At 59.0% G+C, this 13735-nt stretch carries 13 protein-coding genes; 5 read left to right on the top strand and 8 right to left on the bottom strand.

Features of this window, described 5'->3' with window-relative positions; all coding sequences use genetic code 11:
- The first annotated feature begins 249 nt into the window (after nt 1–249).
- From BKA12_RS06860 to BKA12_RS06850, 3 genes are all read left to right on the top strand, one after another.
- Complete coding sequence (locus BKA12_RS06860) at nt 250–1542, top strand: PhoH family protein (RefSeq protein WP_271394988.1); 1293 nt, start codon at nt 250–252, stop codon at nt 1540–1542.
- A gap of 213 nt (nt 1543–1755) precedes the next feature.
- Nucleotides 1756–2277, top strand: a complete 522-nt coding sequence (locus tag BKA12_RS06855) for a prepilin peptidase (RefSeq protein WP_183641757.1) — start codon at nt 1756–1758, stop codon at nt 2275–2277.
- 61 nt (nt 2278–2338) lie between these two features.
- On the top strand, nt 2339–2839 hold the full coding sequence (locus tag BKA12_RS06850; RefSeq protein WP_183641754.1) for an NUDIX hydrolase: 501 nt from the start codon (nt 2339–2341) through the stop codon (nt 2837–2839).
- A gap of 3 nt (nt 2840–2842) precedes the next feature.
- On the opposite strand, the gene BKA12_RS06845 is transcribed toward BKA12_RS06850, so the two are convergent.
- Genes BKA12_RS06845 through BKA12_RS06835 form a run of 3 tightly spaced genes read right to left on the bottom strand, consistent with a single transcriptional unit; the run spans nt 2843 to nt 5575 of the window.
- Nucleotides 2843–4261, bottom strand: coding sequence for a class II fumarate hydratase (locus BKA12_RS06845; RefSeq protein WP_183641751.1), 1419 nt, complete (start codon nt 4259–4261; stop codon nt 2843–2845).
- 58 nt (nt 4262–4319) lie between these two features.
- Nucleotides 4320–4937, bottom strand: coding sequence for a carbonic anhydrase (locus BKA12_RS06840; protein ID WP_338087530.1), 618 nt, complete (start codon nt 4935–4937; stop codon nt 4320–4322).
- Between the two features lie 2 nt (nt 4938–4939).
- Nucleotides 4940–5575 (bottom strand): DUF4245 domain-containing protein, encoded by a 636-nt coding sequence (locus BKA12_RS06835; protein ID WP_183641745.1) that lies wholly within the window; start codon nt 5573–5575, stop codon nt 4940–4942.
- Nucleotides 5576–5766: 191 nt separating this feature from the next.
- Here BKA12_RS06835 and glpX point away from each other — a divergent pair, with 191 nt between their 5' ends.
- Nucleotides 5767–6816 carry a class II fructose-bisphosphatase gene (gene glpX / locus BKA12_RS06830; RefSeq protein ID WP_183641742.1) on the top strand — a complete coding sequence of 350 codons (1050 nt, stop codon included), beginning with the start codon at nt 5767–5769 and terminating at the stop codon, nt 6814–6816.
- Nucleotides 6817–7115: 299 nt separating this feature from the next.
- On the opposite strand, the gene manA is transcribed toward glpX, so the two are convergent.
- The 4 genes from manA to BKA12_RS06810 form a co-directional block, all read right to left on the bottom strand.
- A complete protein-coding gene (manA, locus tag BKA12_RS06825) occupies nt 7116–8450 on the bottom strand; it encodes a mannose-6-phosphate isomerase, class I (RefSeq protein WP_183641739.1) in 1335 nt (444 codons plus the stop codon).
- 2 nt (nt 8451–8452) lie between these two features.
- Nucleotides 8453–10195 carry an LCP family protein gene (locus tag BKA12_RS06820; RefSeq protein WP_338087457.1) on the bottom strand — a complete coding sequence of 581 codons (1743 nt, stop codon included), beginning with the start codon at nt 10193–10195 and terminating at the stop codon, nt 8453–8455.
- Nucleotides 10192–10737: a 5-(carboxyamino)imidazole ribonucleotide mutase gene (purE, locus tag BKA12_RS06815; RefSeq protein WP_183644721.1), complete on the bottom strand. Its 546-nt coding sequence runs from the start codon at nt 10735–10737 to the stop codon at nt 10192–10194. Before purE ends, BKA12_RS06820 begins: the two co-directional genes overlap by 4 nt.
- Before the next feature lie 81 nt (nt 10738–10818).
- Complete coding sequence (locus BKA12_RS06810) at nt 10819–11967, bottom strand: 5-(carboxyamino)imidazole ribonucleotide synthase (RefSeq protein ID WP_183641736.1); 1149 nt, start codon at nt 11965–11967, stop codon at nt 10819–10821.
- A gap of 127 nt (nt 11968–12094) precedes the next feature.
- On the opposite strand from BKA12_RS06810, the gene BKA12_RS06805 reads away from it, so the two are divergent.
- On the top strand, nt 12095–12688 hold the full coding sequence (locus BKA12_RS06805) for a GtrA family protein (protein WP_416375655.1): 594 nt from the start codon (nt 12095–12097) through the stop codon (nt 12686–12688).
- Between the two features lie 29 nt (nt 12689–12717).
- On the opposite strand, the gene BKA12_RS06800 is transcribed toward BKA12_RS06805, so the two are convergent.
- A complete protein-coding gene (locus BKA12_RS06800) occupies nt 12718–13476 on the bottom strand; it encodes a TIGR03089 family protein (protein ID WP_183641733.1) in 759 nt (252 codons plus the stop codon).
- Nucleotides 13477–13735: the final 259 nt, after the last annotated feature.

The following is a 13735-nucleotide window of genomic DNA, read 5'->3' as shown; positions in this document are numbered from 1 at the left end:
CGGACGGCATTCGGGCCGTCTGACCGGAAAGGCCACCAGTTGAGACTTCTCTCATCGACAAGGGGGCCGGACACGGCTCTTTTGCGGCCGTTCCGCCTACCTCAGCGATAGGACAGGGTAACGCCCTGGAGGGGAGCAATCGTGTCAGTAGTAAGCGAATCTGAACTGTTGGGTCATGCGGAGGAAGAGTTCCGCGAAAGTTCTGGTTCATTACCGCGAGCAGCCGGTGCTCCTCAAGAGAGGCAAAGCGTGGGGGAGAAGTCCTACGTTCTGGACACCTCCGTGCTCATCGCGGATCCGCGAGCTCTACTGCGCTTCGCAGAACATGAAGTCATCATCCCGATCGTCGTGATTTCGGAGCTCGAAAAGAAGCGCCACGATCCCGAGGTTGGCTATTTCGCCCGCAACGCACTGCGTTTGCTTGATGATCTTCGCGTCCAGCATGAAGGTCTCGACAAGCCCCTGCCGATCGGCACTCAGGGTGGTTCGCTGCGCATCGAACTTAACCACATCTCGGTAGACGTTTTGCCGGTCGGGTTCCGTGGCACGGACAACGATTCGCGCATCTTGGCCGTAGCTAAGAACTTCGCCGACGAGGGACGCGACGTCACGGTGGTCTCCAAGGATCTGCCGATGCGCGTCAAGGCTTCTGCCATGGGCCTTCAGGCGGATGAGTACCGTAATGAATTAGTCCGCGATTCCGGCTGGACCGGCGTCGCCGAAGTGATGGCAAGCGAAGAGGATGTTGTTGCGCTGTACGACGGGGAAGCCGTACTGCTCGACGACGCCAAGGACATGCCCACCAACACGGGCCTCGTCATCTCTTCGCCTCGCGGCTCTGCGCTTGGACGCGTGGGTAAGGACGGACAGACGCGCTTAGTGCGCGGCGATCGTGAAGTCTTTGGTCTCCACGGCCGTTCGGCTGAGCAGCGCTTGGCGATTGACCTGCTCTCTGATCCAAACGTTGGCATCGTCTCGCTCGGCGGCCGCGCCGGTACCGGTAAATCGGCGCTCGCGCTGTGCGCCGGACTGGAGGCCGTCATGGAACGCCGCGAGCACAAGAAGGTAGTGGTCTTCCGTCCGCTCTTCGCCGTAGGCGGTCAGGAACTGGGCTACCTCCCGGGCTCCGAGCAAGAGAAGATGAACCCGTGGGGCCAGGCCATCTATGACACGCTTGGCGCGCTCGTGTCGACGAACGTCATGGACGAAATCATGGACCGTGGCATGCTCGAAGTCTTGCCACTGACCCACATTCGAGGCCGTTCGCTCCACGATTCCTTTGTGATCGTGGACGAAGCCCAGAGCCTCGAGAAGAACGTACTCTTGACGGTGATGAGCCGCATCGGCCAGAACTCGAAGATCGTCCTCACTCACGATGTCGCCCAGCGCGATAACCTCCGCGTGGGTCGCCATGACGGCATTGCCGCCGTAGTTGAAACGCTCAAGGGCAACCCGCTCTTCGGACACGTCACGCTGACACGCTCCGAGCGCTCAGCGATCGCCGCGCTCGTGACGGATCTTCTCGAGGACGGGCAGATCTAGAAACTCCGGCCCGGATACGATCAATTCGAGCCAATGGCGTGAACCCTTTCTACCTCGGGAGGGTTCACGCCCTTCGTTTGAGATGGCAATTTCTCAAGGACGACGCCGCAGCCTCACCCACAGCGGATAGCCCTGCGGACGCTGTGCTCAATTTATGCACAGCCAGAGTCTTTTCTTCGAGCTGGCCCATGAGTTCACGGTAGCGTGAAGATCGTGCTGGGAATTATGGGGGACTGGATCACCTCGGTCCAGAATGGGTGGGACGTGACGGGGCTTGCGGCCCTGTTCGTCGCAGTTTTGGCGTTTGTTTCTTTCGGCGCTCGCTTGGCGTGGATTGATGCTCGGACACACCTCTTGCCAAACAAGTTGGTGCTTCCCTGGATGCGTTGGACGTTCGTCTTGTTGGTCGTCGCCGGACTGGCCCACGGCGAACCGCAGCGGGCCATCGGGGCTGTAGCAGGCGGCGTCGTGCTCTTTGCGGGGTACTTAGTCCTTCACCTCGTGCAACGATCCGGAATGGGGATGGGCGACGTGAAGCTGGCGGCCATCTTGGGGGCGTACTTGGGGTTTGTGTCCTGGTGGCACGTGCTATGGGGGACGCTGTTTGCGTTTCTGCTGGGATCGCTCTTTGCCCTCGGCGGCATAGTGGTGGGGAAAATGCGCGGTTCCACCGCCATCGCATTCGGTCCATTTATGCTTTTGGGTGCTCTAATAGCGCTCGCTATTGGTAGCTGAATCGCCTAGTGGCGTGACCTAGTAGATTGGCGTTCAGGAATTACCAGCTGAAGGAGATGCAATGCCCATTCCGGAGTTCATAGTGGAGTTACGCAAGAAGATTGGCACGGATCCCTTGTGGCTGCCTGGCGTGAAGGCTGTGGTCCTTCGCGAGAGCGCCCATGATCCGGGTGAGAGTAAAGTGCCAGAAGTGCTGTTGGTGCAGCGTGCAGACAACGGGAAATGGACGTTGCCGGCTGGAATTTTGGAGCCGGGAGAAGAACCAGCCGTAGGGTGCAGGCGGGAGGTGCTCGAAGAAACGGGTATCGAGGCGCGCGTAACGCGGCTGGCCGGTATCGCCACCACGGATCCGATGGTTTATCCGAACGGCGATCGAGCGCAGTACTTGGATATCATCTTTGGGCTTGAATACGTTTCGGGCGAAGCGCACGTGGCAGATGACGAAAACCTGAACGTGCAATGGTGCGCAGTAGATGCGCTGCCAGAAGATTGCCCCCCTAAACATCGCCGGGCAATAGAATGGGCGCTGGACAAAAGCCCAGCGCCCAAATTCGTGATCTAGTTTTTAGTATTTGCCGGTCATCGTCGTGACGTCGAGGGCCTTGTCCAAGTCAGCCTCGGAGACCTTTCCTTCGCCTTCGCCGACGAAGCCCAAAGCAACGGTTGCTTCGCGGACCGTGAGGCCTTCAGCAACAGCCTTCTTGGCGATCTTCGCAGCGTTCTCGTAGCCGATGTACTTGTTCAGAGGCGTCACGATGGATGGGGAAGCCTCAGCCAAGAAGCGTGCGCGCTCCTCGTTAGCGGTGATGCCGTCAACCATCTTGTCAGCCATCACGCGGGAGGTGTTGGCGAGCAAGCGGATGGACTCGAGCAAGTTGGCAGCCATGACCGGGATGCCCACGTTGAGCTCGAAAGCACCGTTGGTGGAGGAAAGTGCAACCGTGGTGTCGTTGCCGATGACCTGAGCGCACACCATGATGGCTGCTTCACAGATCACAGGGTTGACCTTGCCCGGCATGATCGAGGAGCCTGGCTGCAAGTCAGGGATCGCGATTTCGCCAAGACCGGTGTTTGGACCGGAGCCCATCCAGCGGAGATCGTTGTTGATCTTCATGAGCGAGTACGCAATATTGCGCAGCTGGCCGGAAGCTTCAACCAAGCCATCGCGGTTGGCCTGAGCCTCGAAGTGGTTGCGAGCCTCGGTCAGTGGCAAGCCGGTGTTCTCAGCGAGAACAGCGATCACACGCTGTGGGAAGCCTTCAGGCGTGTTGATGCCGGTTCCAACAGCGGTGCCGCCGAGAGGAACTTCAGCAACACGTGGCAACGAAGCTTCGATGCGCTCTACGCCGTAACGAACCTGTGCTGCGTAGCCGGAAAATTCCTGGCCCAAGGTGATTGGGGTGGCATCCATCAAGTGGGTGCGGCCGGACTTCACGATGTTCTTGAACTCTTCGGACTTGCGGGTGAACGAAGCATCCAAGTACTGAAGTGCTGGGATGAGGTCGTTGATGAGCGCAGAGGTCACTGCAACGTGAACGGACGTTGGGAACACGTCGTTGGAGGACTGGGAAGCGTTCACGTGGTCGTTCGGGTGAACGCGCTTTTCGCTACCGCGAGCCTCGAGAGCGCGGTTGGCGAGGTTAGCAACAACCTCGTTGGTGTTCATGTTGGAAGACGTTCCGGAGCCGGTCTGGAACACGTCAATCGGGAAGTGCTTATCAAATTCGCCCGTGGCTACCTGATCTGCTGCGTCGGAGATTGCTTCTGCGAGCTCGCCATCGAGCACGCCCAGCTCGGCGTTTGCCGTCGCTGCAGCCTTCTTGACCTGAGCAAGTGCTTCGATGTGCTTGCGCTCAAGGGTCTTGCCGGAGATCGGGAAGTTCTCTACAGCGCGCTGCGTCTGCGCCTGGTATAGCGCGTCAATCGGCACGCGGACCTCGCCCATCGTGTCATGTTCGATGCGGTACTCAGTTGAATCTGCCATTTTTCCTTACCTTTTGATCAGTGATCGACAGTGCGACTACTTGTACATTCTGAGTGTGTTATTCGACGTTTCCGAATCCGGAAACAAGCTCTGCGCGGCCTTCAGCCAAGCGATAAGTCACACCAATAACGGCAGTGCGGCCCTCCTCGACGGCATCGGCGACAATTTTGGAAGAGTCCACCATGCGTTCGGTGGTCTGCTTGACGTGTTCAACTACGCAACCGTTGACGTCCGTGGTGCCGACGCGGTTGGCCGTAATGACGGAGGGAAGAATGCGCTCCACGAGGTCGCGGACAAAGCCGTTAGGCATCTCGCCGGAGTTGAAGGAATTCACGCTCGCGGTGACGGCGCCACACGAGTCATGCCCGAGGACCATGATGAGGGGGATGTTGAGAATGGACACGGAATACTCGAGGGTTCCCAGGACGGCATCATCAATAACGTGCCCCGCCGTGCGGACAACAAAGACGTCGCCAAGGCCAACGTCAAAGATGATTTCAGCCGCGAGCCGGGAGTCCGAACATCCAAAGATCACCGCAAACGGGTGTTGATCTTGGACGAGGGACGCGCGACGGTTAGCGTCCTGATTAGGGTGATCGCTTGTGCCACCAATGAATCTAAGGTTACCTTCACGAAGGCGTTCCCATGCCTGAGCAGGGGTGAGCCGAGCCTCAATTGTCATGGTGCAAGACTATCTTGCACAGCGGCTGAAAACGTGTCTAAGTCTGCAAGCGAAGCAGGTCCGCTCAAGATGAATGTGTAGCCGTTGACGTCCTTGGCAACGTACGTGGTCTCATCCGCAGTCTCTCGCATTTCCCAGACCGTGGACCCAACGGTGCGTTGCCCGGATACCGGAGCGTTCTTGGTGACTTGAGAAATCCATGTGGGATTCGCGTTCTTGGTTTGACGCATCCAAATGAAACCTTCGGTCGGCGTCACATACCCGACTTCCCAGAAGGAAACACCGTCCGTTCCGCCGCCGTTCCAGCGCGCGAAGTTCGCGTACCAGCCATCCGGAAGCTTGGGGGAAGCGGCCTTGAAGTTGAGATCATCAACCACTTGTTGGGCGGTCTGCCCAACGTCCACGCGGTTTTCGTAGACGTTCTTATTGCTGGGCGGGTTCAGCAGCAATACAGGAACTACCACGGCCACCGTCAAAGCCAACGAAATCAAAATGCCCTTGACCGACTGGCTCAAACGCTTGGCTTGAGAAGCCGTCACCACATACTTTGGCTCTTCTTCAGGTGCGGCGTTTTCCACAGACACGGCGGGTTCCGTAGACACAGAGGTGTCCACGTTCTTTTCTTCGGGCATTCTCATATTCTCTCGCACCCATGAGCTCCACCCCAAAAATAGTGAGCCTCACCCTGAAATATGGCACGAAATTCCGTTGCTGAACGCCAGCAGCAGCAAAACCAACGTGACAAAGAGACGTAAGCGGCGTCGTCGTAATTAGTGAATGAAGAGGGGCAGACTATGATCGAAAGGTAAAGACGTCCTACCGGATGCCCAGCGATGTGTCGAGGAAGACAGTGACTGAAACGAACGATTTTTCCCACCTTTCCCCACGACTTTCCGTCTCTGACGCGGAACCGGACCGTAACCTTGCGCTCGAATTGGTGCGCGTAACGGAGGCTGCGGCTATCGCTGCGAGCCCGTGGGTGGGCTTCGGAGACAAGAACACTGCTGACGGCGCTGCTGTCGACGCGATGCGCGCCATGCTCTCCTCTGTGAACTTCAACGGCGTTGTAGTCATCGGCGAAGGCGAAAAAGACGAAGCTCCTATGCTCTTCAATGGCGAGCGCGTGGGCACGGGCGAAGGCCCAGAAGTTGATGTCGCCGTTGACCCGATCGATGGCACCCGCTTGACCGCTATGGGCTACAACAACGCGCTCTCGGTGTTGGCTGTGGCCGAAAAGGGCGCCATGTTTGACCCGAGCGCCGTGTTCTACATGGAGAAGCTCGTGACCGGCCCAGAGGCTGCCGAGCTCGTTGACTTGCGTTTGCCGGTCAAGCAGAACCTGCACCTCATCGCGAAGGCGAAGGGCAAGAAGATTTCCCAGGTCACGGTCTGCGTTTTGGACCGTCCACGTCACGAAAGCCTTGTTGCCGAAATTCGTGCAGCCGGCGCTCGCGTGAAGTACATCTTGGATGGCGACGTGGCTGGTGCCATCGCCGCAACCCGCGAAAACACGGGCGTTGACGTGCTCATGGGCATCGGCGGAACGCCAGAAGGCATCGTTGCCGCGTGCGCCATCAAGGCACTCGGCGGTGTGATTCAGGGCCGTCTGTGGCCAACCGATGACGCTGAAAAGCAGAAGGCCATCGACGCCGGACACGACTTGTCCAAGGTCCTCACCACGAGCGACCTCGTCAAGACGGACAACGCCTACTTCGCAGCGACCGGCATCACCGACGGTGACCTCTTGCGCGGCGTCCGCTACGGCAACGATCGCATCAAGACGCAGTCCCTCGTGATGCGCTCCAAGTCCGGAACCGTTCGCATGGTTGAGGCCGAGCACCGTTCCGACAAGTGGGAACATTACACTCGCTAAGTTTTCACTACAGTACGACGGCGCCCGGCAGCTGAAGGTCATCGACCAGACGTTGGCGGGCGTTTTCGTTGCTTTGCCGGATGAATGTGGCGGCAGGGCTGCTCTCCCACGTGAATGTGAGGCCAAAACGCTACAGCGCCCCAACCCATGTGAGGCCAAAACGCTACAAACCTGGCTATGTGAGGACCGTTTGCAGCTAGGAAATCGAGTTTTCTAGCCGCAAAGTGGCCTCGCACTGGAGGGAAACGTGGTCTCGCATTGGGGCGAAACGTGGTCTCGCATTGGAGCGAAATGTGGCCTCAGAGTGGAGGGGTCGGAGACGCCTCGGAGACCGTTGTAGCGAAGGCGGTTCCGCCTTCGGGACCTGCAGAGCGAATCACCACTGGAGACTCGGCAGCCGGCACGAACGCCGATTCGCCGACCTTCAGCTCCAACGTGGAGGTAGGGGACTGCAAGAGCAGCGATCCACGCGTCACCAGGACAACGGCCGGGCCAGACTGAGCCAGCACCACGTCGCCGCCAGATGGCATCTCGGTGGGGGAGAGCTCAATGCGTTGCAGCTGGAACTCGTCAAACGGTGGCTGGTACAGCTCTTGGCCCAGATCCGTGAGGTGAGCTTCCACATGCGGAACGTCCACCACGCTGAAGTTCACCGTAGAGACGAGCTCATTGAGGTCGATGTGCTTGGCCGTCAGGCCGCCGCGCAGGACGTTGTCAGAGGACGCCATGACTTCCACGCCCGTGCCGCGCAAATACGCGTGGACGTTTCCGGCAGGCAAGTAAATGGTCTCGCCGGGCATCAAGCTGACGCGGTTCAGCAACAGCGACACCACGAGCCCGGGATCACCAGGGTGAATCTTGGCGATTTCAGCAAGCTCCACGAGTCGAGCAGGCAGCTTGGCTCCGGCGGAAGCGAGCAGCGGAGCGGTGGAGGCCAAAGCCCGCACGCCCGTGCCGCCCTTGAGGATCAGCGAAAAGGTGTCCTGAAGGGCGTTCTCGTCAGAGTCAGAACCCACCAACAGCCCGGCCAACGAGCGCGCCTGGTCAACAGCACGGTCCGCATTGACGATCTCATCGCGCGAGGTAGCCGCGTTGAGGATGGGAATGGTGGTGGTGTCGAGGCTCAGGGCTTGCTGAGTCTCGAGGAACGTCGCCCACGCTTCAAACAGCTCGGCGGTCTCGCGAACAGGCGCAAAGCCACACAGCGCATCAAAACGCGTGAGCGCGAAGATCATCTCCGGCTTGTGGTTGGCGTCCTTGTAGTTGCGGTTCGCTGCATCGCGGGGGATGCCAGCCGCATCTTCTCGCGCAAAACCGGCCTGAGCCTGCTCTTGCGTGGGGTGTACCTGAATGGAGAGCGGCTGCGCGGCGCACAACAATTTCATGAGGAAAGGCAAGTGCCCGAACTGCTCACGTGCGCTGCCAAGCATACGTTCGGCGTCGTCCTCAATGGCCGCATCCAAAGGCTGTCCGGCGCGCGCACCCTCACTCAACACCACGGACGGCGCGTCAGGATGAGCGCCAATCCACAGTTCCGCCTCTGGCTTGCCAGAAGGCGTGGTGTGAAGGATCTCAGCGAGCGCCGTTTCGGACCCCCACGCATAGTTGCGCACGGAATTTTGAAGTCGATACATCGTTATCCCGCCGAGCACTTGGAGTTGGTGCTTGCAATGAGTTCGAGCAGCCCCGTGTTGCCCTGCGCCTCGAGCTGGATCAAGTAGTCCTCCGTGATGGGGGAGCCGTCCGGCTGAGTAGTAGGAACCGTCTCAGTTTCCTGAATGACTTCATCGTCGCTAGAAGAGCTGGCGCTAGCGCTGGCGGCTGCACTTGTGCTTGCGCCTGCGGAAGCGCTGGCGGAGCCACTCGCGGAGGACGACGACGCCGCGCTAGTAGGTGCCGCGCTTTCCGTTTCCTTCTTTTTGCCTCCCGAGGCTTCCGCAAGCACTTGTGGAATGCGGGCCTTGATCTGGTCAAAGTCAGGATAGGTAGAGAAGCGTTCCGCCGCAGTTCCAAAGTCCGGAGCGCCAAGGGTCAAACGAGTGACGTCGTAATCGCGAGACTTATCTGCGAGGTTCACGAAGCTACCAAGCTGAGACTGCGGAATGTTGGTCTGGACCAACTGCTTTCCGGCGCTCATGATCTGGCCAAAGCGCGTGATCACGGTCTGTGGGTTGAACTGCTTGACCATGGCATCCTGCATGCATTGCTGGCGACGGATGCGGTGGTAGTCAGAGGTGAAGTAGCGAGAACGCGCGTACCAAAGAGCCTGCTCGCCCGTGAAATGGTGCGTTCCAGGCTCAAACCAGCGAGTGCGGACGGCGGTATCGGTGCGAACAGGGCCGCGCCAAGGTACCCAGCCGCCGCTGTTGATGTCCACGCCGCCCATAGCGTTGATGAACTCGGAGAAGCCGGCCATATCCACCACAACGTAGCCCTGAATCTTCAAGCCCGTAATGCCTTCAACACCTTCCATGGTGGCCTGTGCGCCGGGGTTTTCCACGCCGGGGTAAAGGTCCTTGTGCTTTTCTTCCACCTTGGAGTAGATGGCGTTGAAGATGCACTCGTCACCACAGTTGAAGCCGTTGGGGTACAGCTTGTGCATGGGTGAAGACTCCGGGAATGGAGTGTTCTGGAAGTTACGCGGGATGGAAATGATGGCGATCTGACCGGTCTTGGCGTCCACGCTCCAAATAGAGGTGGAGTCCGGACGAAGGCTCACGCGGTTTTCGCCCGCGTCGCCACCGAGGACTAAGAGGTTGTAGCGGCCATCCACTGGCTCAAAGGCAGGACCTTCTTCAAAGACCTGCGTGATGGTGTCGCGGCCGGTATTGACCACGTAGGAGCCGTACCCCAAAAGGCCGGAGGTCGCGAGAACCGCGACGATGGCGATAACAGAAACGATCGCCAGCATGCCCGGAGCCAACAACTTGGGTTTGATCAGGAACAACGTGTTGGCGAACAGCAAGAGCCAGCCGACGGCCAGCGCTGCCAACACAATAGCCAGCACGAACTGCACCTTGGTGTTGGCGAAGAACTCAAACAGGATGCCGCGGTCAATCAAGAACAACGCGAGGATGACCAGCAAGGCGGCCCAGCAGATCAGGGTCACGGTCAGAGCGAAGCGACCGATCTTGCGGTTACCCGCCACAATCTGGGCGCCACCTGGAACAAAAATAGTGAGCAACAAAAGCATGATGGCGCGGCCGCTGCGAGTGCGAGCGGATGCGCCTTCCGGGTTGCGAAGTGGGCTGACCTCGGTCAGCGACTCGTGAGACTCCGCCAAGCGTGCCTCGCGGCGTGCACGGCGCGAGGAGTGGTGATCCTCGTGACCGGGGAGCTGGGAGTCGTTGTTGTAATCGTCTGGGCCGTTGTAGGTCACGCTCGCGCCTCCTGCAGGGCTTGGCCCTTTCGAATGGCGGTTTTCCTCAGTTCTTGAGCGAAGTCCAAGAGCTGAGCGCGAAGATCAGCGGCGAGTTCGTTGTCGCCAATGGACAGCATGCGGACGGCCAACAGGCCAGCATTGCGTGCGCCACCGATAGAAACGGTGGCAACGGGAACGCCTGCGGGCATCTGCACGATCGAAAGCAGGGAATCCATGCCGTCGAGGTACTTCAACGGAACAGGAACACCCACCACCGGAAGCGGAGTCACGGAGGCGAGCATGCCCGGCAAGTGTGCGGCTCCGCCGGCGCCCGCGATGATGACTTTGAGGCCACGATCGTGAGCTTCTCGTCCGTAAGCGATCATGTCTTCGGGCATGCGGTGCGCCGAAACAACTTTGGCCTCAAACGGGATGCCGAACTCTTCAAGGGCTTCAGCCGCGAGTTTCATGGTGGGCCAGTCAGAGTCTGAACCCATCACGATGCCAACCAGTGGGCGCTCTTCTGGAGTGTCTGGCCCCTTCGGGTCAGCATTCGTCATATCTGCGTGCTGGTTCACAGTGAAGTACCTCAGTAATCGTTGATTCGTGGGGATTAGAAGCTACACGGCCTTGTCAGCCGGTTAAGCGTCCCTCAGTGCTGAAGCGACGGCCGCCGCTCGCGCCCGGACGTGCTCGATGTTCTCGTCGCGTCCGCCTATGACATTAATATGCCCGATCTTACGCCCGGGTTTAACACCCTTCCCATAAAGATGCACTTTTGCGCCCGAATCGATATCTAGCGCAGCAGGCAGAGCATTATGCAGATTTGGGTTAGATCCGCCCAAAATGTTCTTCATCACGCTCACGGGGGCAATCACATCCGTGGTTCCCAGCGGCAAATCCAAGACGGCACGTAGGTGCTGCTCGAACTGATTCGTGACCGAACCGTTTTGTGTCCAGTGACCGGTGTTGTGAGGGCGCATCGCGAGCTCGTTAATCATGAAGCCCGGACCCACGCCAGGAGTCTCAAACAACTCGGCGGCCATGACGCCGGTGACGCCTAAGGCGTGAGCGATTGACAGTGCTGCTTCTTGAGCTGCCTCTACAGTCTCTTCTGGCAGCTCTTGAGCTGGGGCGATCACTTCGTCGCACACGCCATCAACCTGAATGGTGTGAACCACTGGCCACGCACGTGCATCACCTGATGGACGGCGTGCCACCAGAGCGGAAAGCTCGCGAGTGAAGTTGACCTTCTCTTCGGCGAGCAACGCGGAACCGGTGAACCATGAGGACAGGGCTGCGGCGTCGTCGTCATTATTAACGAAAGCCACTCCCTTACCGTCATAACCGCCGCGCGGGGTCTTGAGGATGACCGGGAAACCGATCTCGTGACCGAACGCGGAGAGCTCTTCAACGGAATGCACTTCGCGCCAGCGCGGATTCGGCAGGCCCAGCTCTTCGATCTTCTTACGCATCTCGAGCTTGTCCTGCGCATAAATGAGCGCTTCCGGCACCGGCTGAACGTTCACGCCTTCGGCAAGAAGAGCGTGGAGGTGCTCGGTGGGAACGTGCTCGTGATCAAAAGTGACCACGGCTTTTCCTGCGGCAAAAGCGCGCAGCGTCTCCAGATCCTTGTAGTCACCCACAGGCGATTCAGGGGCTGCAAGAGCCGTGGAAACGTCGGTTCCTTCAGCCAATACAGAAATACGGTAACCAAGATGGTTGGCCTCGGGCAGCATCATGCGCGCAAGCTGGCCGCCGCCAACAACGCCTATCAGGGGAAAAGTCACCCATCCAGACTACAAGGACTGGCTATGAGGTGAGACCTTGCGAACATGCCGAACGGCACATTTTTGGGGAACATTCAGCCCTGCGCCCTACAATTAGCGATTGGCTCGTCTACGGCATTGGGAGGTCGTGCTGAAAGATCTAATTGTTCGCGCCAAGGGACTCGTGTCCATGATGTGGCGCGAAGTCATGAAATTCGGTGTTGTCGGTGCAATCGCCTTCGTCATTGACTCCGGCATCTTTATCTGGCTACTCGCTGGACCGATGCATGACTCTGAGGTCAAGGCCAAAGTTGTCGCCGGTATTGTCGCCACCATTTTCTCGTGGATGGCCAACCGCTGGTGGACTTTCCGTCACCGCCGCCAAGCGAACTTGGTTCGCGAAGCCCTCATGTTCTTGCTCATGAACGCCATTGGCCTCGGCATTGCCGCAGCCTGTGTGTGGGTGACCAAGTATTGGATTGGCCTCACGGACAAGACCAGCCTCTTTATTGCCGGCTCCGTGGTGGGCCTGATCCTGGGCACCATCTTCCGCTTCTTCGCCTACCGCTTCTGGGTCTTCACCGAAGAGCTGGATGCCGAGCCAGAATTTGCTCACGACCGCGAAGTGATCTTCACCGGCGCCATTCCAACGGTGCCGTCCTCCCACGTGAAGTCAACGCATGGCCTGCGCTCGGAAAACGACGACGCCCTTCCGTACAACGATTCTTCGGACCGGTACTAACTGTCTGAAGCGCTGACAAGCGCCGTGCTCTAGAGCTCGATCACAATCCGCTCGTCAGAACGAATGCGGTCCGTGACTTCTTTGCCATCTCCCACGAGCACCACGGTTCCGCCCAACACCCATACCGCCGCCGCGTCCACCAGGGCCGTCCGATAATCGGGCGTCGACCCGAGAGTCTCGGCCCTCATCAACGCAACGAGTGGCACCTCGGGTGAGGCTGCGGCGTCGTGCTGGAGAGCCGTCATCCGCGCCGTCACTGCATCCATAAATGCTGCGTACGTCAGCTGGCCGGACAGCGCGTCGATCGCGATAGCGTCCGCGGGAACCGGCTGTGGTGCAAAGTAATCCGCAAATGCGCGCACTTCAGCGGAGTAATCCGTGAGGTGCACCGCGAGATCGCCGGGGTATTGGAACGCTAGAGACGGCAAGGTCACCACAAGAGTTTCGCCGTGGTGGTTGATTTCGTCGGCAAGTTCGGGACGGTCGGTGAACAACACATCTAGGTTGGTGCGGTCTGGACCTGCCAACGTAGCGCCTGACTGAAGCACAGCGAACGCAAAAGCCAGCGACTTCCAATGCAGCGGCGCCTGCACGCCAACGGTCTCGCCCGGGGCTGCGTCAAACTGCTCCACCAAGAAGTTGGCAGACTTCGCTACCCAGTTATCCACCACGCGGCCAGAGAGCTCGATGCGCTCGCCGTCGGCGGAGTACCACACGAGTGCGGGGTGGTTCTGATGGCGGAGGCGGCCGAAGATGTGCTCTGCGAAGGTCTCTGGATTTGCGGTCATGTACCTAGCTTGGACCTATAGCGGCCGCGGGGCAATTGCTGGGTTCGAAGCTGGGCTGTCGGCGAAATCGCTACGGATTTAGCGCAGTTGAAAGAGATTTAGAGAAGCATTCAACCAAAAAAGCTTCAACCTAGGGTTGAGACATACCTGAGAAAACCCTGAAAGCCTATAAGCGGCGCGCCGGAATTTCGCGGGTGTTAGCGGCGTGTTGCGCCAACTCGACCGGAAAGTAGCTCCGTACAATCTCCGCCGGGCTTGA

This window comes from Neomicrococcus lactis (assembly GCF_014200305.1).
GTDB classification, from domain to species: Bacteria; Actinomycetota; Actinomycetes; order Actinomycetales; family Micrococcaceae; genus Neomicrococcus; species Neomicrococcus lactis.
The sequence above is the reverse complement of the archived record's forward strand: the minus strand, read 5'-3'. Positions and strand labels throughout refer to the sequence as shown.

Coding starts and splice junctions, on each gene's coding strand:
- BKA12_RS06850 (WP_183641754.1), top strand. CDS start 2,339: ATGCCCATTCCGGAGTTCATAGTGGAGTTACGCAAGAAGATTGGCACG.
- BKA12_RS06845 (WP_183641751.1), bottom strand. CDS start 4,261: ATGGCAGATTCAACTGAGTACCGCATCGAACATGACACGATGGGCGAG.
- BKA12_RS06835 (WP_183641745.1), bottom strand. CDS start 5,575: ATGCCCGAAGAAAAGAACGTGGACACCTCTGTGTCTACGGAACCCGCC.
- glpX (WP_183641742.1), top strand. CDS start 5,767: ATGCCCAGCGATGTGTCGAGGAAGACAGTGACTGAAACGAACGATTTT.
- manA (WP_183641739.1), bottom strand. CDS start 8,450: ATGTATCGACTTCAAAATTCCGTGCGCAACTATGCGTGGGGGTCCGAA.
- purE (WP_183644721.1), bottom strand. CDS start 10,737: ATGACGAATGCTGACCCGAAGGGGCCAGACACTCCAGAAGAGCGCCCA.
- BKA12_RS06800 (WP_183641733.1), bottom strand. CDS start 13,476: ATGACCGCAAATCCAGAGACCTTCGCAGAGCACATCTTCGGCCGCCTC.